Source organism: Pseudomonas sp. CCC3.1, from assembly GCF_034347405.1.
GTDB lineage: Bacteria > Pseudomonadota > Gammaproteobacteria > Pseudomonadales > Pseudomonadaceae > Aquipseudomonas.
The window spans coordinates 2849793-2875064 of record NZ_CP133778.1 but is presented as its reverse complement, the minus strand read 5'-3'; the positions used below and the strand labels follow the sequence as shown (position 1 = coordinate 2875064).

Below are 25272 nucleotides of genomic sequence, written 5' to 3'. Positions count from 1 at the left end.
TGATCACTCCTTTTTTTTTCAGCACCGCGTGCGTATTTTTTATGAACTTTCAATGACAACGGTTCGGTGCAGCCCTCCCACAACGGCCTACTTCCTGAACGTGAAACTCACCTTCGGGTGAGAACCAATGAGGATGACTCCAGATGGTCCGTTGCAAAGCACCGATTAACTCGAAAGCTCAAGGTCCTGGCGGCCCTTCGATTCTGCGCCTCAAGCCATTGGCCCATGCCATTGCCTTGCTGATGGTCGCAGGCAGCGCCCACGGTGCCACGGCGTTCAGCTCAGGCTGGTTTGCCGATAAGGGCGCGTCTCAGGCGGCTACCGCTGCGCGAAACAATGCGCAGATGCCCAAGATCCCGTCGCTGAACCAGCAGGCCAAAGTCAATCAGCAGTTGCAACGGTCCCTGACCACGCTCAATACCACGGTCGCAGCCATTGCTGCTCAGCAAGCGGCTCAAGCTGCTGGACGCCAGGCTGCGTCAGGTCAGGTTTCGAATATCCCGGACGGTCTGGGCAAAGGTGGCTTGCAAGTCGATAACAGCCTGACTCAGGGCTGGACCAACGCCAAAAGCCCGACCCAAACACAAGCCGGTGGCAAAACCACCGTGACCATTGAGCAGACCGCTGACAAGGCGATCCTCAACTGGGAGACCTTCAACGTCGGGCGCAACACCACGGTCGATTTCCAACAGCAGTCGAACTGGGCCGCGCTGAATCGGGTCAACGACCCCAACGCCAAGCCAAGCGAAATTCAGGGCCAGATCAAGGGCGCCGGTACGGTCATGATCATGAACCGTAATGGCGTGGTGTTTAGCGGGACCAGTCAGGTCAACGTGCGCAACCTGGTCGCCGGTGCAGCGAATATCACCGATGACCAGTTCACTCAGCGCGGTATTTACGTGGATGTGGACGGCTCTAGTCCGACCTTTACCGACGCCGCAGGCAAGGTTGAAGTGCAGCGCGGCGCGGTGATTCAGACCCACGCTGCCACGCTGTCTACCGAATCCGGTGGTTACGCCTTGTTGCTGGGCTCGGAGGTTGAAAACGCCGGCACCGTCATCACCCCAAAGGGCCAGACCACACTGGCCGCGGGTGATAGTTTTTACATCCGCCGTGGCGTGGGGACCTCGGGCAACCAGAACTCCACCACACGAGGCAATGAAGTCGCAACCAGCCTCGAAGCGGGGAGTACGGCGGGCGCGGTCAGTAACAATGGCCTGATCATGGCTTCGACGGGGGACGTCACGCTGACCGGGCGTAAGGTCGAGCAAAACGGCGTGGCCTTGGCCAGCACCTCGGTGGATTCCCGAGGCACTGTCCACCTGTTGAACTCGGTCACTGACAGCACTGGCACAGTCACCCTGGGCAAGGGCAGTACCACGGCCATTTTGCTGGATGGCACCGACGCCACTGCGCTTAACAGCCAGCGTGATAATGGCTTGCTCAACCTCGACGGGCGTCCGAACCCGGTCAACAATGCTACCGGACTGTTCGATAACCTGAGCACCATCAGTGATCGTATCGACCAGTCGCGGATCGACATCGTCAGCGGCGGCACCGTTGAGTTCAAGGACGGATCCACCACCTTGGCCACGGGTGGTCAGGTTGCTGTGACAGCTGGCCAGCGCAGCCTGGTTCGCGACGGGGCAATGATTGACGTGTCTGGCGCGGTTGGCGTCAAGGTGTCGATGGAATCCAACAGCATCAAGATCAACATTCAGGGTAATGAGCAGCGCGATGCGCCGGTCAACCGGGATGGTGGCAAGCTGATCAACTACGATGTCTGGGTCGATCTGCGTGAGCTGGTATTTGTGCCAGCGGGCACTAACGGCTATGCCACTGATCGCTGGTACACGGCCGGTGGCCTGCTGGAAGTCGGCGGCTATCTGGGCACTCAAGGTCATAGCGTCGGTGAGTGGATGGCTCAGGGCGGCACATTGACCTTTACCGGTAACGAAGTGGTTAGCGAAAAGAACGCGCAATTCAACCTGTCGGGTGGCACGGTCGATGTGCAGAGCGGCTTAATTCGCCAAACCTGGCTTAAAGGCCCGGATGGTCGCTTGTATGAGTTGTCCAAGGCGCCGGGCGACATTCTTTACTCCGGTATCTACAAGGGATTTGAAGACACCAACGCGCGCTGGGGTCGCACCGATTTTTACTACAACCCGCTGATTGCCCCGAAAAGCCGAAACGAGGCCGGTTATACCGTGGGCCGCGACGCTGGCAAGCTGGTGATCGGCACCTCCAGCGCGGTGCTTGAAGGTCAGTTGATCAGTGATGTGTTCCAGGGTGAGCGCCAGGTCAAGACCCCGACGATCAATACGGATGGTTATCAGCAGACACCCAAAGCTGCCGCTCAGCGCGCGCAACTGATCATCGGTAACTACACGCCAGTCTTTAACAAGAGCACCGGCACGTTGCGCTACAGCCTGAACCCGGTCACCAACGAGATTGTATTTGAGTCCAATGCGCAAAAAATCGCTGATGGCCTGAACCTGGACACCGCATTGCCTACGGATCGTCAGGGCAAGGTGGTTCTCGACAGCGACCAGATTAATGGCGTTGAACTAGGCGCAATCAAGACCTCCGCCAATCAGCAGATCACGGTCAACGGCGCACTTAAAGTTGCCGATGGCGGCGACATAACGCTGTTCACTCCCCAGGCGACGATTAATGCCAACCTGACCGCTCATGCGGGCAGTATCAACGCGGGCAACCTATTCCTTCAGCCCGACAGGGAACGCGAAATGGCAGTGGGTGATGTGTACCTACAGCCCACAAATGAGGCTCCGGCGTGGGTCAAGTTGGCCAGCGGAGTCAACGTCGACACAACCGGACGCTGGAACAACCTGGCGCAGGACGGCGTGAACAACAGTGGCGCCGCGTACATGAATGGCGGCAATGTGTCGCTGCGTACCACCGGCGACCTGAATCTGGCGCAAGGTAGCGTGATAGATGTGTCTTCCGGCGCCACCGTTGGTCTGGACGCAAAGTTCATCGGCGGCAAGGGCGGCAGTGTAACCCTGGCGGCCATGGATACGCTTGAGTTGGGCAGTGAACTGCGCGCTTACGGGGTCACGGGCGGCGGTAAGCTGGCGGTACAGGCGCGCAAGGTGCAGATCGGCGACAGCGCCACAGCACCTGACGCCGACACCCTGCATGTCTCGGCTGATTTCTTCAAAAAAGGTTTCTCGGCCTACGACATTACCGGCAACGAAGGCCTGCTGATCACTGATGGCACTCAGGTAGATGTCACGATGCCGGTATACCGCCAAGGTGAGAGGGCGTCGACCTCGCCAACGGGCATCGACCCAGCCTCCGTGCTAGAGCGCTGGACACCCTCGCTGTACCAGGAAAATGCACTCAAGGGGGTGTTGACTCAGCGTCGTGGCGCGAGTTTGAACTTGAACGCGGGCACCACTATCGCCTCCGGCGCGCTGGCTGAGACCACTGCACTGACTGTGGGCAAGGGCGCAGTGGTTAATGTCGACCCTGGCCAGGCGATCAACCTGCGCAGCATCGGTCAACTGACGGTCGATGGCACGTTGAACGCTTGGGGCGGCAGTGTCAGCCTTGCGGGCCTGAGCAACAGCGAATCCAGTGCAGTCGATGGCATCGGTCACGGCCGCTCGATCTGGATCGGTGGGCAGGCAGTGATTGACGTGGCCTCACGTGCCGTGACCGCCGTCGACAATCTCGGCCGTGTGTATGGTCAGGCGCGCAATGGCGGGCAGATCATCGTCGGCGGCGATGTCGACCCCGGCACCGGCATCGCCAAGGCCAGCGATCTGTTTGTGGTCGTGCGCGAAGGCGCACGCCTGGATGCGTCCGGTAGTCAGGCGTTACTGGATATACCGGGGCAGGGCCGAGTCAACGTGGCCAGCAATGGCGGCAATATTGCCTTCGCCTCCAATAATGGTCTGTACCTGGACGGCCTCTTCAAGGCCAATGCCGGAGGCGAGGGTGCCGCAGGCGGGCGACTGTCGCTGGCGCTGGAAGCCCCGTATTACTTGAAGGAACACGTCACAGACCGAGTGTTGCCAGTGCGTGAACTGGTACTGAGCCAGCAGCATAAAACCCTCTCCGTGCCTGACAGCGCTGAAGCTGCGGCAGACTCGTTAATTTACGGTCATGGCGCGCTGGGTGTGGACCAGGTCAAATCCGGTGGTTTTGACAACATGACGTTGCTGGTCCGTGGTGTGTTTAACGTTGACGGTGATATTTCGCTGAACCTGGGGCAAAGCCTGCACCTGTACACCGGTGGCATTAACCTGACACGCAACGCCAACCCAACGTCGCGCGTTAATCTCAGTGCTCCGCATGTGGTGCTCAGTGGCATGCTTGAACCGGACAAATCCGGCATGGAAGCCTGGACCCGACCTTACATCGCTGACACCTCGCCAGGGTTGCGCAGTCAGGGCACGTTAGTCGTTGACAGCGGCTTGCTGGACATTCGCGATCGCGTTGGTTTTGGCGACACGCTGAGCTTCGATAACGTCCAGCTCAACAGCAGTGGCGATCTGCGCTTTCTCGCTGGGCGCGATGGCGGCGACACTTCTAGTGGCTTCAGCACCCAATTACGTGCGGCAGGTGACTTGACCCTGCGTGCCGCGCGCATCTATCCGGGTTCTGACATCAAGGCTCAGGTGCTGGTGGGTAACATCGGCGTCACTGACAACCGGGTGGTTTTCGATCCGACCCGCACCCTGACCATCGAAAAGGTCGGCGATGATCACGGCGTGGCCCCGGACTCGGTGTTCGGGCGTCTGCAACTGGGGGCTTACACCATCAAGCAGGGCGGCGTGTTGCGTGCGCCGCTGGGGTTGATTGAACTCGGTAACGTGGGCAACTCCCGGGTCGAGCTGTTGCCGGGCAGCCTCACATCGGTCAGCGCCAAAGGCCTGGTGCTGCCGTATGGCGGCACAGTGGATGGTCAGGTTTATCGCTATAACGGTAAAAATGTGGTTTTCGTCGGGCAGGGCGGCTTGGGGCAGACAGGCAGTGGTGAGCTCACAATAGGCGTGATTCTAGGGGGTACCAAGGCAACGGTATTGCCCGGTGCCACACTGGACTTGTCTGGCGGCGGCGAGCTGCTGGGTGCAGGCTTTATTTCCGGGCGTGGCGGCTCTACCGATGCACGCTTCAATCCGCTGGTGCAGTTTGGTGCCACCGGCGGCTTTAGCCTGCCAGGGCTGGGTACTAACCCGATCTATGCCATTGTGCCGGGCGTTCAATCGGGTTATGCACCGGCTACGGGCGAAGCCGGCGCGAGCACGCCGCTGGTGGGCCAACAAATCACCCTTGGCGCAGGCGTACCAGGCTTGCCTGCCGGCACCTACACGTTAATGCCGTCCACCTACGCCTTGAAAGCGGGCGCCTTCCGGGTGGAAATCAACGATTTTTCCGGGCAGGGCAGTGATAGCGCAACAACACTGATGCGCAACGGTTCGTGGTCAACGGCCGGGCAACTGTCGATTATCAACACCGGCATTCACAACAGCGTTAACAGCCAGGTCATCCTGACGTCTGGCGACACCCTGCGCCGCTATTCGCAGTACAACGAAACCAGCTACGCGCAATTCGCTATCGCCGACGCTGCCAAGCTCGGTGTACCACGGCCCATGCTGGAAGTGGATGCCAAAACCCTCAAGTTGGCGTTTGGCGGCGGCGCAGGCAAAGAGACCTTCACGTTCGAGGGCATTGGCCAATTTGAAGCGGCCAAAGGCGGTTACGGCGGTACCGTGGGCGTTATCAACCTGGGCGGCGAAACTGTTGAGAACTGGTACACCCAAATCGTCGATGCCAACAGCCCTCTGGAGGCCTTCGAAGGGCTGACGCTCACGGCCCAAAGCCTTAACAATCTGAATGCCAAACGCATCTTTATTGGCGGCTTGCCGCAAGTGGAATATGGCCGCAACGGTAATATCGTCAAGTTCCCATTTGGTGTGAACACACCGGGAAACTCGGTGTTCCTGCGCAGCGGTGCGACCCTTTCGGCCCCCGAAGTGGTGATCGTGGCAGGCCCCGGCAATATCGTGGTCGAACAGGGCGCTTCGATTACGACCTTAGGCCGTGGCGCAGCGATCTATGACGCCCGTGATGGCTTTATTTATGAAGGCGTGCCGAGCCTGTTGGCCGTGTCCAATGGACTGCTCAATGTGCTGCCTTATCTCAACCTCAATAACGAACCGACGGGCAATATCCAGATCGGCGTGTGCCCGAACAGTAACTGCTCAGGCCAGACCACCATCTATTCCGAGGGCAGTATCGTCGCCGCGACCGACAAAGCCCTGCAACTGGACGATGCCGTGCGTTATGGCACCCGTCACCTGACGCTGGCCTTGAGCAATATCAACGTTGGCAGCACGGCCGGGCTGGCGGATGCCGCTGCGCGCAATGTGTTGCCATCGGGTTTGACCCTTAACCAGCAAGTGCTCGAACGCTTGATGCGCGGTGACACCAGCACGGGCGCCCCGGCTCTGGAAACCCTGCAACTGTCAGCGGGCCAGGCGTTCAACTTCTATGGCACCACGCTTCTGGACACTTACGACGCGCAGACCGGCAAGTCGTTGCTGAACAACCTGGTGTTGTCGGCCCCGGCGATCTACGGCTTGGGCAATGCCGATGATGTCGCGACCATTCACACTGCCAATCTGATCTGGCAAGGCGCCACGGGTTCACCGGGCGCGGTGATCACCGACGGCGCCGGGACCGGCAGCGGGCGTCTGGATATCAACGCCGAGCGCATCGAGTTCGGCTATGGCCCATTCGCCCAGCCCAGCAACAACACCGTGTTTGACCGTCTGGTGCTGGGCTTTGCCAACGTCAACCTGAATGCCAGCGATCGCATCACGGCCAACTACAAAGGCAGCCTGTCGGTGTATCAACGTCAGGGCGCGTATGACCCGGTCACTGGCTTTGCCTACAGCGGCGGCAATCTCAACATCGTGACGCCGTTGATGACCGGTGAAGGTGGCTCGCTGAACCGCATTACTGCGGGCGGTGCGATTGATGTCTCGGCCTCTGCCGGTCCTCGTGGCACGGTCAATGGCTACGGCGGCGAGCTGTCTTTCAAGGGCGACACCATTCGCCTGGCCTCGGTGGTGGTGCTGCCGAGCGGCAAAGTCACGCTGGATGCCACAGGCGATGTGGTATTGACCGATGAATCGTTGATCGACGTCGCCGGTCGTGCGGTGGTGTTCAACGACATCACTAAGTACGGCGCTGGCGGCGATGTGCTGCTCGACAGCCGACACGGCAATATCCACCAGGCGTTGGGTTCGACCATCGACGTGTCGGCCCAGCATAACCAGGGCGGCAAATTGCGCGCCGTGGCGCTGGACGCGGCGGGCGGCATGGTCGATCTGCAAGGCAAGATCCTGGGCGGTAACAGCGGTTACTACAATGCCGGTGGCACCCTTGTGCCGTATCAGGGCAGCAGCGTTGAAGTCCAGGCCCAGCGCCTGGGCGCCACTGGCGCGCTGGATCAGCAGTTTGCAGCGCTCAACCAGCGCCTCAATGACGGCGAAGTCTTCGGTGCACGCAGCTTCCAGCTCAAGCAAGGTGACCTGACCATTGGTAACGGCCTCAAGGCCAACATCATCAACGTCTCGGTCGACAACGGCAGCCTGCGCGTCGCGGGCTTGGTGGACGCCAGCGGTGAGCGCGTCGGTAGCATCAACCTGGCCGGTAAAAAAGGCCTGACCCTGGACAGCAGCGCGGTACTCGATGCCCACGGCAGCCAGGTGCGCGTCGACAGCTACGGCAAAATCATCGATTCACCGAACCGGGCGATGGTGGTGCTGGGTTCCGGCACAGGGCAACTGAACCTGGCGGACGGCGTGCGCATCGACCTGCGTCACGGCACTGCGGGCACTCCGGGCAATGACGGGCGTAACCGCGGCACCCTGGAAATGAACGCCCCACGCCTCAACAACAACGACATCGCCATTGATGCCAGCGGCCGTCTGGACATTCAAGGTGCGCGCGCAATCACCCTCAACGGCATGGCGACTTACGACGACGCGCCCGTGATGACCGATCCGACTGCCAGCGGCAGGCCGTATCAGGTGATTGATCAGGCGTATCTGGATGGCAAGCACGTCTTGAGCACGGCGTTTATCAATGCCGCGTTGCAAAACAGCAATCTGTTGAACAACAAACTGGCCGGTTTGAACAACGCGACCTACGCCGACACCTTCCACCTGCGTCCGGGTGTGGAAATCGTCAGCAAGACCCCAAACGGCGATCTGGTGGTGCAGGGCGACGTCGACCTGTCCGGCTATCGCTACGCCAGCCTCAACCGCAATAGCCAGAAAACCTCGGTGTACGGCTCGGGTGAGCCCGGCAGCCTGACCTTGCGCGCCGGGGGCGATCTGAGCATTTACGGCAGCATCAACGACGGCTTCGCGCCCCCGCCGCCCACTGTCGATGACAACGGCTGGGTACTGTTAAAAGGACGCGACTTTAGCAGCGGCGGCACCATCGTGCCGGGCAATGGCGTGGTTCTGGCGGATGGCACCACGTACATGGCGGGCTCGGTGCTGAACTATGATTTGCCGATCAAAGGCACGACGGTGGTGGCTGGAACGCGCTTGCCAGTACGGGCGACATTGGCCCAGGAGGTTACCTTGCCTGCTGACACGGTATTGGCAGCGGCAGTACTGGACGCTTCGGGCAATACGCTGCTGGCGGCAGGCACGCTGCTTAACCAGCCGGTCACCCTGCAAGCAGGTACTCAACTAGAAGCCGGTACCCTGTTGGGTCAGCCCATCGAACTGCTGGCTATGCTTTGGCCTAAAGGGGTGCCATTGCCAGCCCTGTACCAAGCGCTGGACCCAAGCCGAAATGTCGTCACCCTAGATGGCAACATTACGCTGGCGCGTGGGTCGCTGATTCCGACGGGCACCGATGTGAAGCTGGTAGGCAACGTCGATTCGATCAAGTTGCGGCCTGAAGTCGCAGGACGCCAGGGCAAAAACTGGGCGATTTCACCGATGCTGGCCGAAGGTTCGCAGTCGTGGTCATTGCGCCTGGTGGCTGGGGCGGACACCGAAGCTGCGGACAGTCGCCTACTTCAGCCTCATCCGAGCAGCGGCACACTGCGCCTGGCCGACAGTCACTTCGGCATGTTTGCCAAACTGTTGCCGCCCAAAGGTGTGCTGGTATGGAGCGCTTATGCGGTGGAAGACCTCGGGAATGCCGGCGTTGAGGTCAAGGAAGGTGATCCGGTTGATCAATCGATCCTGGATCAGTTTGAGCTGGGGACGATTGCCGATTTTTGCACCAATTTCTCCGACTACTGCCAAGCCAAAATGATGTACGTCTGGACCTCGTACGCAGCGGGCATCCTGCAGAGAAGAGGCATCATCGTTGAGGTAGGAAGCGTGGTCGAAGATCAGATCCTGGAGGCTCTTGGGGTGAGAGGGGGCGCGTCTAAATTCTGCGTGGCCACACCGAGCTACTGCGTATCGATGAGCCCCAAGGAATATGCACCTCTGCCGACCAGCTCGCGCTTCAGTGTGGTCCGTACCGGCACCGGCGACTTGCAATTGCTCAGCGGTGGCAACCTGAGCGTGGACTCTTCGTATGGCGTGTACACGGCAGGCACCTCGTCCACCGGCACTTACTCGGATGATCCCTTCAACCAGCCTCGGGCGCTGAAGGGCGGTAGCACCGTGCTCAAGGAAAAACCTAGCTACTTTGAGCAGTTCGTCAACGGCGGCAGCGAAAGTCTGTATCGCGCGTGGTACCCGGAAGCGGGGGGTAACTTGACGTTGAACGTGAACGGCAACCTCACCGGCAACCTCGACAACGGGGGGAGCTACAGCCAATTCAGGCCTAACTCTGATGACAGCGGCAACAATACGGCCGATGTCGGCAACTGGTTGTGGCGCCAAGGCAGCGGTGATATCGAAACAGGTGGGAAGGCTCAGCCGACGGCCTGGTGGATCAACTTTGGTACTTACACCAACATCATCTCTGACAACCTGATTGGCTTCACGGGTTTCGGCACGCTGGGCGGCGGTGACTTGGACGTTACCGTGGGGGGCGACGCGGGCTCCTTAAAAGAACCGACCTTCACGATTGATGGAAACAACAAGCGCACCCAGGGCCTGGTACTGGCCGTTGGCAGCACGGGCCGGGTGAGCAGCGATGGCAGCCTGCAACTGACCGGTGGCGGCGACTTGCGTCTGCAGGTCAGAGGCGCGCTGAACCCTGTGAGCATTATTGAAACGGCCGGCAATCGTGACGGTGTGCTGACTAACACACGCGGTAATGTGCACGTGCAGGCCGCCAGCATCGGGCGCGTCGATACGTTATACGGCACTACGGCTCAAGTGCCGGGTGATGTGCGTGCGGCTGACCCCCTGCGTGCCAGCCGCAGCCGACCGCAAGGCGGGGTGACGCTAGTGGCAGGCGATGCAACGTTCAGCTTGCATACCTTGGGCGACCTAGTCGTGCAAACGGTTGAGGACGCAGGGCGCGTGCGCCAGTACAACCAATCGGCCTTCAGCCGTAATGACGTGACTGGCGGTTCCAGCAGCTGGTTTACCTTGTGGACCCCTAACACGGCCGTTGATCTGTATGCCGAAGGTGGCAACCTGACGCCTTTTTTGAGTGGTACGAACACGGACCTGGCGGTGGTGTATCCATCGATCCTCAGGGCCACCGCTGCCAGTGGTAGTTTTTACTACGGCAAGGCCGCCACGAGCCGTGATTACGACAGCTATAGCTACCCGATACTCCTGGCTCCGGGCAAAAACGGGCAATTGCAGTTCCTGGCGCAGGATTCGATTTACGCTGGTGGCTTTAGCGTCACCCAATCCGGCACGGCGCTCAGCAGTATGGCAACCCCATGGAATCCGGCCTTTCTTGCCACCCTAGGCTGGCAGAATTACAGCAATCTATCGCAAACCGGTAACTACAACACTTACGGTAATCTGGGGCTGTCACTGTTTACGTTTGGCCCGGGGACTACGAGTGAGCCGTTGAGCAATACCGCTGATCCTTCACGCTTTTATGCGGTGCAGGGCGACCTGATTGGGGTCAACAGTGGTCGGATCATTGCTTACAGAAATGCCAACGTGGCCCATGCCGGCGAGACCTGGTACGAAGGCAGCCGCCCAGTGTGGATGATGGCCGGGCGCGATATCGTCAGCAGCGGTGCCAACCCGGGTGACAATGGCGAGATTTATCCGGAGGTGTTCACCACGGGTAACCTGTTCGTTCACAACAATGCGACCGACATTTCCATCGTTTCAGCCGGGCGCGACATCATTTACAGCAGCTTCAACATTGCCGGCCCGGGCGGTCTGGAGATCACCGCCGGGCGCAGTATCGTCATGGACGACAAGGTCAGCGTGACCAGCATCGGGCCAATCGTAGCCGGTGATTTGCGTCAAGGCGCGAGCATTGCCATGCAGGCAGGTACGGGCGCCAACGGTGCGGATTACCAGCGCTTTATCGAGGCTTACCTCAATCCGGCCAATCAGTTGGCGCAGGGTGAGCCCTTGTCGGCGTCGGGTGGCAAGGTGGCCAAGACCTACGAAAAAGAGTTGCTGGCATGGCTGAGCGAGCGCTTTGGTTTTGTCGGTGACAGCGAACAGGCGGTGGCTTACTTCAAGCAATTGCCAGGCGAGCAGCAGCGCGTGTTTGCCCGCGATGTGTATTTTGCCGAACTGGAAGCGGGCGGCCGTGAGTACAACCAGGCAGGGGGGGTGCGTGAAGGCAGTTATGCCCGTGGTCGGGCAGCGATTGCGGCACTGTTCCCGGAGAAGGACGTGGCGGGTAACGCCATTACCTACCTGGGCGATATCCGCATGTTTGGTGGCGCCGGGGTTCACACCGACTTCGGTGGCTCGATCCAGATGCTCACCCCGGGCGGCAGCCAGACGTTCGGCATCGAGGGTGTCGCACCACCGGCTTCGGCGGGCGTCATCACTCAGGGCGCGGGCAATATCCAGCTGTACTCGCTGGGCAGCATTCTGTTGGGCCAAAGCCGGATCATGACCACCTTTGGTGGCTCGATCATGGGCTGGTCCGCCGCGGGTGACATCAACGCCGGTCGTGGCTCGAAAACCACCGTGGTCTACACACCGCCGAAACGCACCTATGACAACTGGGGCAACGTCGCCCTGTCGCCTTCGGTGCCGAGTACCGGTGCAGGTATTGCCACGCTCAATCCGATCCCGGAAGTGCCAGCAGGTGACATCGACCTGATAGCACCGCTCGGCACCATTGACGCGGGTGAAGCGGGGATTCGCGTGTCGGGCAACATCAACATCGCCGCCTTGCGTATCGTCAACGCGGCGAACATCCAGACCCAGGGCAAATCGTCCGGGGTGCCGGTGGCAGCGAGCGTCAACACGGGAGCCTTGTCTTCCGCCAGTTCGGCGGGCGCGGCAGCGTCCCAGGCGGCGGACAGCGCAGCCCGTAACCAACAGGCGGCAGCGCGACAGGGCAGGGCCTCAATCGTCACAGTTGAAGTGCTGAGCTTTGGCAGCGAACCGGTGCAACACGGGCCGGAACAAACCCAGGCGGTGCCGGGTTACAACCCCAACAGCCCGGTGCAGGTATTGGGCGCAGGGCGACTGAGTGACCAGGCACGAGCGAGCTTGACCGAGGAGGAGCGGGGGCAAATCAGCCTGTAACCGCAGCACATTTTTGTAGTTCGACTTTTGGGGTGATCATTGATCACCCCTTTTTTTGTGTTTGGAGTGGGTGGGTTGTAGAAATGACCGAGTTACCGAGTTACCGAGTACATATCCTTTATGGGCGTTTAACTGAACTATCGGTTTCGCTCTTACAGCGAGTTCCTTTTGGCAAACAGCCCCAAAAGGAACCAAAAGGTCCTTGCCCTACCATTCGGCCGATCTCGCTTAGGCTCGCCCGGTGCCTTCACTCCGGCACTGTTATGGGGGCACGCTGCGACGGGCCATCCTTGGCCCGGCGCAGCTCTCCCGGCATCCATGCCGGGATACCCCCATAACAGCACCTGCGTTCAGCCTGCTGTGAGGGGCCTTTGAGTCGCATACGCAATCTCGTGGCGGCAGACGTAATTTTCAGATCAAAAAACCCAAACCGCGAGTTCTCCGCGAACCGTTTTTGATCTGGCTTGTGATCTTGATCTACCCGCCCCTTTTGGGAGGCCGAGTGCAGGTTTTGCGTAGTGGGTCGACCGGCATGGATGCCGGGAGAGCCGCGCTGGGCCAAGGATGGCCCATCGCGGCGTGCCCACGGAGCGGGACCTGCGCGAGGGAACCTGAGCGAAGCGAAGGCCGAACGGTGGGGCAAGGCCTTTTTGCTGACTTTTGTGGCTGTTTGACAAAAGTTAGCCGCCGTAAGGGCGGAACCCGTAAAAAGCCGTAATGCATCAAACGGATATGCACACAAAACACTGCCGCTTCGCACCAGATCGCAGCCTTCGGCAGCGACTACAAGGCTGTTTGGCAAAAGTTAGCCGCCGTAAGGGCGGAACCCGTAAAAAGCCGTAATCCATCAAACGGATATGTACACAAAACACTGCCGCTTCGCACCAGATCGCAGCCTTCGGCAGCGACTACAGGGCTGTTTGACAAAAGTGAGCCGCCGTAGGGGCGGAACCCGTAAAAAGCCGTAATGCATCAAACGGATATGTACACAAAACACTGCCGCTACGTCGCAGTGGCGCACCAGCCCGATCGCAGCCTTCATCAGCGATTAAAAAAGCAAGAACAACCAGCACCAGTGCCCGCCCACCACGCCACATAAAAATAAGAATGAAGCTTTTGTGACAAGAGTTCGGTAGCCCACGACCACTCCCGTCTTACCTGTGTAACGCGTTGGAGAAGGGGCAAAACGCTGTGCAAACAGCGCCACCCCCATCTCGGACAACTGGGTAATTTTGGCAATTTAGGGGGCGGTGTGGAGCATTTGTTCAAGTCAATCAGGCCGGTCGGCGGCGCTGCACTGTGCTGGCTGGCGCTGGCACAACCGGTACTCGCCGAAGAGCAAGGCGCTCAGGCGCAGAGCCCGGAGCGGCGGGTAGACGTCAACGAGTACTTCGTGCGCGGCAATACCGTGCTCGACGCCCGAGCCATCGAAGAAGCGGTCTACCCGTTTCTCGGGCCGCAAAAAACCTTGAAAGACATCGAGGGTGCCCGTGACGCTCTGCAGAAGACTTACCAAGAACGCGGCTATCAGTCGGTGTTTATCGAACTGCCTGAGCAAAAAGTCGACGACGGTATCGTTTATCTGCAAGTCAGCGAAACCAAGGTTGGCCGCGTACGTGTCGTCGGCGCCAAGCACTATTCACCCGTGGAAATCCGTGAAGAGGTGCCCGGCCTCAAGGAAGGCTCCGTACCGGATTTCGCCACCGTGCAAACCCAGCTCGCAAGTCTCAATCGCACCGCCGGACGCCAGGTCACACCTCTCGTACACGAAGGCCAGCGCCCCGGCACCATGGACGTCGACCTGCAAGTCGAAGACCAAAGCCCATGGCACGCCAGTCTCGGCCTGAACAACGACTACAGCGCCGACACCGAAAAACTGCGCAGCGTCGCCACCGTGGGTTACGACAACCTGTGGCAGTTGGGCCACAGCGTTTCTCTGACGTTTTTCACCTCCCCCCAAGACATGGACAACGCCAAGGTCTGGTCCGGCTCCTACAGCGCGCCGTTGAGCGAGCGCTGGAGCGTGCAGTTCTCGGGTTACCAGTCCGACAGCAACATCGCCACTATCGGCGGCAGTAACGTACTGGGTAAAGGCCATTCCTATGGCGTATCGGCTATTTACAGCCTGCCGGCCAGCGGTACGTGGGCCAATTCGTTTTCGGCCGGGATCGACTTCAAGGACTTCGACGAGCAACTGCGTTTCGGCGACAGCAGCGACCAGGTCCCGCTCAAGTACGCACCGCTGAGCTTCGGCTACAACGGTTACAACTACACCGAACAATCGCAGCTGGGGCTGAGCCTGAACCTGGTGATCGGCACCCGAGCCTTCTTCGGCTACGGCAGCGATTCCCAGGAGTTCCGCGACAAACGTTGGGACTCCAGCCCAAGTTTCGCCGTGCTCAAGGGCGATGGGAATCTGACTACGGCGTTCAAGAACGATTGGCAATTGGCGTCCAAGGTCGGGTTCCAACTGGCGTCCGGTCCGCTGGTCTCCAACGAACAGTATTCCGCTGGCGGCGCCACGTCGGTGCGCGGCTATCTGGCGGCCGAGCGCACCGGTGACGAAGGTTACTTGCTGTCGCAAGAGCTGCGCACTCCGTCGCTGGCCAAATACCTCGGCAGCTATGTACAGGAATGGCGCTTCTACGCCTTCGCCGACGCGGCGCAGTTGTACCTGCGCGACGCGCTGGAAGAGCAAGAAGATGATTACCGGTTGGCCAGCGTTGGCCTGGGCACCCGCGCCAGTTTGAGCAAGTGGCTGTCCGGCAGCCTGGATTGGGGCTACCCGCTGGTTGATGGCCCGAACACCCAAAAACATGACTCTCGTCTGCACTTCAGTATGCAGGCGACTTTCTGATTCGTTTTCACGGAGATCCTTTCACATGCAACGCTTATTTCTGAGTCTGTTGATCTGCCTGGGCTTCGCGCTCCCGGCCACCGCACACGCCTGGTGGCAGGATGACTGGCACTATCGCAAGCAAATTTCGGTCGACACTACCCCGCAAGGCGCGGCGATTAATCAGGCTTTGGGTCGCACTGCACTGCTGGTGCGCCTGCACACCGGCAATTTCTCGTTTGATGGGGTCAAGGACGACGGCTCCGATCTGCGTTTTGTCAGCGCCGATGACAAGACTGTGTTCAACCATCAGATCGAAAGCTTTGACCCGCTGATGGGCATGGCGCTGATCTGGGTCGATGTGCCTAACGTCGAAGGCGGTCAGCGTCAGGACGTGTGGATGTACTACGGCAATCAGAAAGCAGTGGCCACGTCGAATGGTCAACTGACGTTCGATCCGAGCTACACCGCGCTGTACCATTTTGAAGGGGCTAACGGCACACCGACTCGTGATACCACGGCATACGGCAACACCTCACAAAACGCCACTGGCGTGAGCATTGATGGCGTGATCGGTCGGGCGCTGCAATTGAATGGCCAGCCTTTGCTGCTGCCAGCGAGCCCGTCGTTGCAACACAACGCCGGTGGCGCTTTTACCTTGAGTACCTGGTTGCGTCTGGACCAGGCCAATGGCGAGCAACTGCTGCTGGCCCGTCGCGAAGCCGGTAACAGCCTGCTGGTCGGCGTTGACCAAGGCGTACCGTTCGTAGAAATCGACGGCCACCGCGCGGTGTCGACTCAGCCTCTGAACCCGGGCCAATGGCAACATCTGGCGGTGACCGCTGAAGGCGACAAAGTCTCTCTGTTTGTCAACGGTCGCGAGACCGCGAGCCTGGCGGTCGCCATGCCTGCATTCAACTCGGCAATGGCCATTGGTGCAGATCTGCCGCATGCCGCCGACGCTGAACCCAGCCACTACCTGCCGTTCGCCGGCGCTATCGATGAATTGCGCCTGTCCAAGGTCGCTCGCCCAGCCAGTCTGTTGTTGGCGGATGCCACGGCACAAGGTTCGGAATCCAAACTGGTGGCTTACGGTGTAGACGAAGAACAGTCGGGTTTTGGCTTCGGCAGCCTGGGTTTCTTGTTCAACGCAGTCCCGATGGATGCCTGGATCATCATTGTGGTGCTGGTGGGCATGATGATTCAGTCGTGGATCATCATGATTCGCAAAAACAGCATGGTCACTCGTGTCAGCAAGGCCAACGAGATTTTCCGCGAGCAGTTCTCGCAAGTGGGCACCCGCCTGGAAATGTTTGCCGATGACAAAGCCCTGGCCGAGCGTCTGACCCACTCGCCGCTGTGGCGCCTGTACCTGGTGGCCGTCAAGGAAATCCGTACCCGTCGCGCTCAAGGTGCAGACACTTCATCTGTTTCCGCCGCCACCATCGAAGCCATCCGCTGCTCCATGGACGGTGTGCGTACCCGCGAAAACCAGCAACTGAGTTCCAAGCTGTCGACCCTGTCCAACGCCATTGCCGGCGGCCCTTACATCGGCCTGCTCGGAACGGTGATGGGGATCATGGTGGTGTTCCTCGGTACGGCGATGGCCGGTGACGTGAACATCAACGCCATTGCTCCAGGGATGGCCGCCGCCTTGCTGGCTACCGCCATGGGCCTGTTCGTCGCGATCCCGGCACTGTTTGGCTACAACCGCTTGATTACCCGTAACAAGGAAGTCAGCGCCGACATGCGCGTGTTTGTCGACGAGTTCATCACCCGTCTGGCGGAAACGCACGGCGAGAGCCAATTCAGTGAGGCAGCGCATCAGCGCGGTCAACACGCCAACGCCGCTTTGCCGGCCTGAGGAGAAACGTCATGGCTTCTGTAAACGCCGCCCACGACGATGACGATGATGCTCCGGTAGACAGCATCAACATCACGCCCCTGGTGGACGTGCTGATGGTGGTGTTGGTGATGTTCATCCTCACCGCCACCGCGCAGGTCTCGGGTATTCAGATCCACCTGCCTAAAGCCAGCGCCTCGGTGTCGTTATCCGAGGCCAAGACCAAGGCGATTTCGGTGAACGATGCCGGTCAGGTGTTTCTGGATGCCTACCCGGTAACGCTGAGTGAACTGGAAGAGCGTCTGCGCATCGAGAAAGCGCAGAGCCCGGACTTTCCGGTGATCGTGCGCGGTGACGCCATGGTGCAGTACCAGAAGGTCATTGAAGTGCTGGACCTGCTGCGTCGCCTGGAGTTGTCGCAGGTCGGGCTGGTCACCGGCAAACCGAATCAGGGCTGATACGACATGACCGCACAGCGTCAAAACAAACTCTTGCGCCCGCTGAAGTGGGGCGCCGGTCTGCTGCTGACCGGCGTCGCTGCCTGGTTTATCTGGCAGTGGGCCAATGACATGAGTGGCGTGCGCAGGGAAGCGCCGAAGGTGCCAACGATTATCCCGTTGCCACCACCGCCACCGCCGCCACCCGAGAAACCCAAGGAACCGGAACCTCAGGTGGAAGAGAAAGTGGTTGAGCCTGAGCCGTCGCCTGAGCCCGAGGACGTCAAACCCGAGGAAGAGGCACCGCCTTCGCCTGCGGATGACTTGGCTAACCCGATGCAGATCGACGGTGACGCCCAGTCCGGTAACGACGGTTTCAACGTTGGTGCAGGCAAAGGCGGCGGTATGGCGGGTTCTGGCGGTGGCGGTCTCGGCACCGGGACTTACAAGCAGTATCTGGCAGGGGTGTTCCAGCGCTTGCTGCGCGAAGACCCGGAGTTACGCAAGAAGGCCTACCAGGTGCAGGCCGACCTGTGGTTGAGCGCTGACGGCCAAGTCACCCGCGTGGTGCTGGTGCAGTCCAGTGGCGATGCCCAGACCGATGCCCAAGTGCTGGCCGCGTTGCGTGCACCGCATGCAACGCAACGTACACCGGCTTCGCTGACCTTGCCGGTTCGTCTGTCCCTGAAGGGCCGACGCCCGGATTGATCGAACTTTTTACAGTTTTTAACAGGAGTTGTGCGCACATGATTTCCCCCGTGAATCGACTGACCCTGGCGGTCGGCATGGTCATCGCGACCCTGGTTGGCCAAGCGACGGCAGCCCCTGCTGCGCCCTCGGAAAACGCCACGATCAACCTGATCCGCCTGTTGGTAGAACAAGGCGTGCTCAAGCAATCAGCCGCAGACGGCCTGATTGCCCAGGCTGAAAAAGAAGCCCAGCAAGCACGTCAGACCAGCGCCGCCGTGGTGGCCGCTGGCCCCGTGGCAGCACCGGGTGATGTCCGCGTGCAATACGTACCGGCCGCCGTGCGTGATCAGATCCGTGATCAGGTCAAGGCTGAAGTGATGACCACTGCCAAGAATGAAAACTGGGCCCAGCCCAATACATTCCCGGAGTGGGCATCGCGTATCAGCTTCGACGGTGACCTTCGTCTGCGCACCGAATCGCGCTATTTCTCGGGTCACAACAGCAACGAAATACTCGATTACGCCAAGCTCAATGAGAGCGGGCCTTACGACGTCAACAAAGACACCAACACCAAGTTGCCGCCGCTGCTTAATACCCGTGAAGACCGTGAAAACCTGATGCGCCTGCGTGCGCGTCTGGGCATGAAGGCGATCATTTCGCCAGAGTGGACGGCGGGCATTCGTGTGGGCACGGGTAACGACAGTAACCCGGTGTCGGCTAACCAGACCCTGGGTGGCGGTTTTGGCAAGAAAGACCTGTGGCTCGACCAGGGTTACCTGACCTGGAAAGCCACCCAAGACTTGACCCTGACTGGCGGCCGATTCAGCAACCCGTTCTATTCGACCGATATGATGTACTCCAAAGACCTGAACTTTGACGGCGTGGCGGGCATGTTCGACCACAAACTCAATAAAGACTGGGGCCTGTTCGCGACCCTCGGCGCGTTCCCGGTTGAATACAGCTCCGACACCGCCAGCAGCAACGGCAAAGACAAGGAAGACAGCCGCAACAAATGGATGTTCGGCGGCCAGATCGGCGCTGACTGGAAGATCAACAACAGCAACAGCCTGAAAGGCGCGATGGCTTACTACCGCTTCGAAGACATCGAAGGCCAGCGCTCCAGCCCTTGCAAACCCTGGGAAGGCCAACCGGCGTGCGACACCGACGGTTCTCGTCTGACGTTCATGCAGAAAGGCAACAGCGTGTTTCTGCTGCGCGACATCGTGCCCAACCCGGACACCCCGGGCCTGACTCCGCAACCCCAGTTCGTGGGCCTGGCCTCCAAGTTTGATGTACTCGACCTGAACCTGGTCTGGGACACCGAACTGCCGCAAAACATGATGCTGCGTACTCAGGGCAACTACATCCGCAACTTGTCTTATGACAAGGGCAAGATGCTCAAACGTGCTGACTACGAGATCGTCAACAACATCAACAGCGAAGGCCAGTTTGAGAGCGGTGGCAACGCGCTGATGGTGCAGTTCACCCTCGGCAACGCACTGGACATGCGCAAGCGTGGCGACTGGAACGTACTGGCTGGTTACAAGTACATCCAGCCTGACGCTCTGCCTGACGGCTTCAACGACTCGTCCTTCCATTTGGGCGGCACCAACGCCAAGGGTTACTACATCGGCGGCAGCTACGGCATCGACAAGAATATTTACGCCAGTGCTCGTTGGTTGAGCGCCTCCGAAGTGTATGGCACACCGTTTGAAGTCGACGTCATGCAGCTGGAACTCAATACGCGCTTTTGATGCGCCGGGAGACACCACATGAACACGCGAATTTGCTGCTTGGTATTGGCCTTGAGCAGTCTGGCCGCTGCCACCACCGTTTCGGCTGAAACCATGGAGGAGCGCCTGCGCACGCAACTGCGCAGCACCACTGCGCAATTGCAGACGCTGCAAAGCGAGCAGGCCCAGGCCAGCGCCGCGCGCATCGCTGCCGAGAACCAGGCCAAGCAGGCTCAGGCGCAGATCAAGCAATTGACGGGCGAACTGGAAAAAACCCGTGGCCTGGCCGAGCAACTGGTCGGCCAGCAACAGAACCTGCACAGCCAGGCACAGGCTCAGGTCACGGCCAGCAACGAACAGACCGGCAAGTACAAGAAGGCCTATGAAGAGCTGTTGGTGCTGGCTCGCGGTAAAGAGACAGAGCGTGCGCGCTTGCAGACGCAATTAACCGAACGTGACACACAAGTGCAGCAATGTTCAGCCAAGAATCAACAGATGTACGGCGTGGCCCAGCAACTGCTCGCGGCTTACGAAAAAATCGATGTGGCAGAAGTGATGAGCATCCGCCAGCCGTTCGCCAGCGGCGCGCGGGTCAAGTTTGAAGAACTGGCCCAAGGCTTTGGCGACGATCTGTACAAGACGCGTTTTGATGCACCCCAAGCGGCACTCAATCATTGATAGACAAGGAAGCACACCATGAGCGATTTGATCACTAGCGTTACCGTCAAGAGCCTGACTGAGCTGCTGCAAGCTGCTGGCTACCGAGTTAACGAAACCGAGCAGAACGGCATCGTGCAACTGCTCAGCGCCAGCCAGGGCATCGGCTTTGCTGTGCGTTTCGGTAACCTGGCAGTGGAAGAGGGCAGCTACGTTGACTTCACGTACAGCTGCGCGCTGCGTGTGCAAGGTCAATTGCCAGAAGGCCTGACCCAGGTCTGGAACGCCTCGCGTCGTTTTGCCCGGCTGTCGCTGCAAGGCGAGTTTCTGCTTATGGAAATGGACGTGGTCGTGGCGGGCGTGGGCGAAGTTCACCTGCGCAGCCAACTGGAACTGTGGGATCGCCTGCTGCAAGAGTTCATCGTTTACCTGCGTGAATACAGCCAGCAAGCTGCCCAGCTTCAGGCGCAAGGCGAAGAAGCCGAGCTCGCCGAAGCCGAAGTCTCGCGTGAAGAGGCGACTGCCCAGTGAAAAAGCCAACCCTGGTGGTCGGCGCGGGTGCGCTGACCTTGCTGGTGGTTGCCGTGGGGTTGATTCTGCGTCCGGGTAACGACCCGGTCGCAGCTCAGCAACCGACGCCGCTGCTGAGCCTTGAGCGCAGCGGCCCGGCCGTCGCCCGTCTGGGCAGCCAGCAAATCGATGTACAAGAACTCAAGGCCGTGATGGCGACCTTGCCTGCTGAATCCCGCGAGCAACTGCGCGCTAACCGCAGCGCCCTGGAAACCTGGCTGCGCTCACGCCTTGCGCAAAAAGCGGTGCTGGAACAGGCCGATGCCCAAGGCTGGCGTCAACGTCCGGAAGTGGAACAGCAGACCCGAGCCGCTGCCGAGCAGATTGTGTTCCGCGACTACATGTTGTCGGTCAGCAAGGTGCCCGCGAACTATCCAAGTCAGGCCGAACTGCAAGCGGCTTATGACAGTGGCAAGGCGCAATGGATGACACCGCCGTTGTACCGGGTGAGCCAGATATTCCTGGCAGTGACTGACTCGCAAAACGTCGATGTCGTGGCACGCAAGGCTCAGGAACTGAGCCGCAAGGCGCAAGCAGCACCGGGCGAATTCACCGCGATGGCCAAGCAGTACTCGCAAGAACCTGACAGCGCCAGTCGTGGCGGTGATTCTGGCTTGCAACCGTTGCAACAATGGGTGCCAGAGGTGCGTAACACAGTGGCCCGGTTGAAAGTAGGTGCGGTGTCGGAGGTGGTACAAAGTGCGGCCGGTTTTCATGTGCTAAAACTGACCGAGCAACAACCGGCGCGCACGGCGACCCTTGATGAACTGCGCGAGCGCCTGACCCAGGCCCTGCGTGATCAGCGTCAGGAGCAAATCGCCAAGTCATACCTGGAAGGTATGCTCAATACGGCAACCCTGAGTATTGATGGCGCCGAGCTGAACAAGCTGCTCGAGTAAATCATTTGGCACGGATGCAATAGACCGATCTGCAGCGTCTGTCGACACCGTCGTTTGTGGGCGACCCCTGTGGGAGCGGGCTTGCCCGCGATGATGTCGACGCGTTTTAACAGAAAAACCGCATCGCCTGCCTCGCTGACAAGCCAGGCTTCCACACGTTTTTCGCTGTATTTGCAACGGCGTTGCGTAGAAATCTATGCCCACAAGACAAGGAGCGTCCCCCATGGCATTTCTAGAACCCGCTACACCCCAAGGCAACACCCCGTACCGTAAACCCTGTGATGTGCCAGAGCCAAGGACGGCTCTGGCACACACTGTCGACCCCGAAGTCGCCCGTTATTTTCTGGTGAGCGCCCGTTGTGGTTGCTTCACCCAGGCAGCCCGTAGCTTGAATATCAAGGCGACGCTGTTGCGCAAACAACTGGCTCAGTTGGAAGAGCAGATGCGCACCACGCTGTTTGTTTTCCAGGGCCGATCACTGGTTCTCAGCCCGCAAGGGCAACGCTTGCAGGCGCAACTGATCGCCTTGGCCCATGAGCAGAATTTGCCGGTGTCCGCCTCCGAGCAGCCGCGAATCCGCCTGGCCGTAGCCGAACCGATCCTGCATGACATCCTTGGCCGTGACCTGATTGCCTTGTTACGCCGTAATGCCAGCGTGCGCCTGGACATCATCTCGCTTAACAGCGAACAGGATGTGCGCAAGGTCGAGGCTGACGTCGTGGTGTGGCTATCAGATATGCACGCCAGTGGTTCTGGTCCGGGTTTTGCCATCCAGCCTGCAAAGCCCTTGGCCTGCGTGAAATACCTGCCGCATATTGCCAAGCGTTATTCGCGGCTGATCAGCCGTCCTGACTGCCTTGAAGACTTGGCTGACTACATGCTGGTGCAATGGCAGCCCGACGATCAAATCGAAGCCCTGCGCCCCTGGAACAGCCTGATTGAGCAGCGCCGGGCGGCCGTGGTGCACGTCCACGACTACTCACTGATGCTCGAAATGATCCGTTGTGGCGCGTGCATCGGCTTGTTGCCGCGCTACATGAGCTACTTCGACCGTGCGCTGATTGCCATCCCGGGATTATTGCCCGAGAGCTTGCAACGTCAGGCGTGGATGGCGGTGAATGCGGATGTGAGCCACCCGCAAGAAGTGCAGATGCTGGCGGACTTGATCGTCAGCACGTTTGAAGGGCGCAAGGAGTGGTTTGACAGCCCGCCGCGCCCGGAACTGTAGGAGTCTGGATGCAGGTGCGTCATGCTGCGTCACTATGGTGTTCAGTGCGAAATTGTGAGCGCTGGGTCACGTCGCGAAAATAGCTGCCAGTACCGTTGCGTTGCTGCAAGCCCTTAGATGCCGTGCAGTGCGCGCCGCTTTCTCGTGATGTGAACCGGAGTTAGAGATGATTCGATACCTGAAAACCAGTAAGCCGGTGGACGCGCAGGCTGAAATCGCGAGCCAGGTTCGCGATATCGTGGCAGGCATCATTGCCAATGTCGGCAGCCAGGGTGATGCCGCCGTACGTGAGTATTCCCTGAAGTTTGATAAGTGGTCGCCCGCGAAATTTCGCCTGAGCGATGAAGAAATTGCGGCCTGTGTCGCGAGTCTGTCCAAGCAGGAACTGGATGACATCACCTTTGCTCAAGCCCAAGTCCGTCGCTTTGCCGAGGTGCAGAAATCGGCGCTGATCGATGTGGAAGTCGAGACCTTGCCAGGGGTGATCCTGGGCCACAAAAACATTCCGGTGAACTCGGTAGGTTGCTACATCCCCGGTGGCAAATACCCGCTGTTGGCGTCGGCACACATGAGCGTGCTCACGGCCAAGGTCGCAGGCGTCAAGCGTGTGGTTGCTGTAGCGCCGCCATTTGATGGCAAGCCGCACCCGGCTATCGTCACCGCCATGTACCTGGCAGGTGCGGATGAAATTTACTGTGTGGGCGGGGTGCAGGCCATTGCCGCTCTGGCTTTGGGCACAGATGAGTTCACGCCGGTTGACATGGTGGTGGGCCCCGGAAACGCCTATGTAGCAGAGGCAAAACGCCAATTGTTCGGGAAAATCGGCATCGACCTGATCGCAGGCCCTACCGAGACGCTGGTGATCGCTGACGAGACCAGCGATGCCGAAATCGTGGTGGCTGATTTGCTCGGTCAAGCCGAGCATGGTGTCAACTCGCCTGCCGTGTTTCTCACCAACAGCCAGGCGCTGGCGGATGCGATCCCTGCCGAAATCGAACGCCAACTGGCGGTGTTGCCAACCGCTGCGGTTGCCAGCGTGGCCTGGCGCGATTACGGCGAAATCATTGTGTGCGACACCGTTGAGGAGTTGGTCGAGGAGGCGGACCGCATTGCCTCTGAACACGTTCAGGTGATGACCCGCGATCCGCTGTACTTCCTTGAGCACATGACCAACTACGGCGCGCTGTTTCTGGGCGAACGGACCAACGTGTCTTACGGCGACAAGGTCATTGGCACCAACCACACCTTGCCTACCACTAAATCTGCCCGCTACACCGGCGGCCTGTGGGTCGGCAAGTTCATCAAGACGTGCACCTACCAGCGCGTGTTGACCGATGAAGCCTCGGTGATGGTCGGTGAATACTGCTCGCGCCTCTGCGCCATGGAAGGGTTCGCGGGCCACAAAGAACAGGCCGATATTCGTATCCGCCGCTACAAGAAAGCCATTTAAGCAATCTGCGGACGCGTGCAATGCGCGCCGCTGGTGTGGGGGCATGGTCACTCATGAAACCCCTGGACATTGCGTAGAAGATGGATCGGTACTGGGGTAAACAGTGTCGATACAGGTTGGTCGCCTGTGTCTCTTCGTGCGCATATCCCTCAGCCGCCCCTCTTTATGAGAGGGGCGCGATGAGGGCAAATCGATTGATCCCCGGTATTCCTCGACATCGTGTTCCGTTTCGCCTGCCTCAGCGTGCGCGTTGGCGGCGGCGCGAAATGACGCACT

11 protein-coding genes are annotated in these 25272 nt (G+C 59.6%); all 11 read left to right on the top strand.

Annotated elements, in window-relative coordinates; genetic code table 11:
- Positions 1-143 precede the first annotated feature (143 nt).
- The 11 genes from RHM56_RS12735 (at position 144) to hisD (ending at position 24996) form a co-directional block, all read left to right on the top strand.
- A complete protein-coding gene (locus RHM56_RS12735; RefSeq protein WP_322241600.1) occupies positions 144-12653 on the top strand; it encodes a filamentous haemagglutinin family protein in 12510 nt (4169 codons plus the stop codon).
- Between the two features lie 1252 nt (positions 12654-13905).
- Entirely contained in the window at positions 13906-15510 is a 1605-nt protein-coding gene (locus tag RHM56_RS12730; RefSeq protein ID WP_322241599.1) for a ShlB/FhaC/HecB family hemolysin secretion/activation protein, read from the top strand.
- A gap of 25 nt (positions 15511-15535) precedes the next feature.
- Entirely contained in the window at positions 15536-17353 is a 1818-nt protein-coding gene (locus RHM56_RS12725) for a DUF2341 domain-containing protein (RefSeq protein ID WP_322241598.1), read from the top strand.
- 11 nt (positions 17354-17364) lie between these two features.
- A complete protein-coding gene (locus RHM56_RS12720; protein WP_019409629.1) occupies positions 17365-17790 on the top strand; it encodes an ExbD/TolR family protein in 426 nt (141 codons plus the stop codon).
- 6 nt (positions 17791-17796) lie between these two features.
- A complete protein-coding gene (locus tag RHM56_RS12715; RefSeq protein ID WP_322241596.1) occupies positions 17797-18477 on the top strand; it encodes an energy transducer TonB in 681 nt (226 codons plus the stop codon).
- Between the two features lie 38 nt (positions 18478-18515).
- Positions 18516-20213, top strand: a complete 1698-nt coding sequence (locus RHM56_RS12710) for a putative porin (protein WP_322241594.1) — start codon at positions 18516-18518, stop codon at positions 20211-20213.
- 18 nt (positions 20214-20231) lie between these two features.
- Positions 20232-20870 carry a DNA repair protein gene (locus tag RHM56_RS12705; protein WP_322241593.1) on the top strand — a complete coding sequence of 213 codons (639 nt, stop codon included), beginning with the start codon at positions 20232-20234 and terminating at the stop codon, positions 20868-20870.
- Between the two features lie 18 nt (positions 20871-20888).
- Entirely contained in the window at positions 20889-21380 is a 492-nt protein-coding gene (locus tag RHM56_RS12700; protein WP_322241592.1) for a YbjN domain-containing protein, read from the top strand.
- A complete protein-coding gene (locus RHM56_RS12695; RefSeq protein WP_322241591.1) occupies positions 21377-22318 on the top strand; it encodes a peptidylprolyl isomerase in 942 nt (313 codons plus the stop codon). The genes RHM56_RS12700 and RHM56_RS12695 overlap by 4 nt, the downstream gene beginning before the upstream one ends.
- A 223-nt stretch (positions 22319-22541) precedes the next feature.
- Positions 22542-23546 carry a LysR family transcriptional regulator gene (locus RHM56_RS12690; protein WP_322241590.1) on the top strand — a complete coding sequence of 335 codons (1005 nt, stop codon included), beginning with the start codon at positions 22542-22544 and terminating at the stop codon, positions 23544-23546.
- A 166-nt stretch (positions 23547-23712) separates the two neighbouring features.
- A complete protein-coding gene (gene hisD / locus RHM56_RS12685) occupies positions 23713-24996 on the top strand; it encodes a histidinol dehydrogenase (protein ID WP_322241589.1) in 1284 nt (427 codons plus the stop codon).
- Positions 24997-25272 lie beyond the last annotated feature (276 nt).

Excerpts from the sequence above, each read along its gene's own strand:
- RHM56_RS12735 (WP_322241600.1), top strand. The coding sequence starts at position 144 with ATGGTCCGTTGCAAAGCACCGATTAACTCGAAAGCTCAAGGTCCTGGC.
- RHM56_RS12725 (WP_322241598.1), top strand. The coding sequence starts at position 15,536 with ATGCAACGCTTATTTCTGAGTCTGTTGATCTGCCTGGGCTTCGCGCTC.
- RHM56_RS12720 (WP_019409629.1), top strand. The coding sequence starts at position 17,365 with ATGGCTTCTGTAAACGCCGCCCACGACGATGACGATGATGCTCCGGTA.
- RHM56_RS12715 (WP_322241596.1), top strand. The coding sequence starts at position 17,797 with ATGACCGCACAGCGTCAAAACAAACTCTTGCGCCCGCTGAAGTGGGGC.
- RHM56_RS12710 (WP_322241594.1), top strand. The coding sequence starts at position 18,516 with ATGATTTCCCCCGTGAATCGACTGACCCTGGCGGTCGGCATGGTCATC.
- RHM56_RS12705 (WP_322241593.1), top strand. The coding sequence starts at position 20,232 with ATGAACACGCGAATTTGCTGCTTGGTATTGGCCTTGAGCAGTCTGGCC.
- RHM56_RS12700 (WP_322241592.1), top strand. The coding sequence starts at position 20,889 with ATGAGCGATTTGATCACTAGCGTTACCGTCAAGAGCCTGACTGAGCTG.
- RHM56_RS12690 (WP_322241590.1), top strand. The coding sequence starts at position 22,542 with ATGGCATTTCTAGAACCCGCTACACCCCAAGGCAACACCCCGTACCGT.
- hisD (WP_322241589.1), top strand. The coding sequence starts at position 23,713 with ATGATTCGATACCTGAAAACCAGTAAGCCGGTGGACGCGCAGGCTGAA.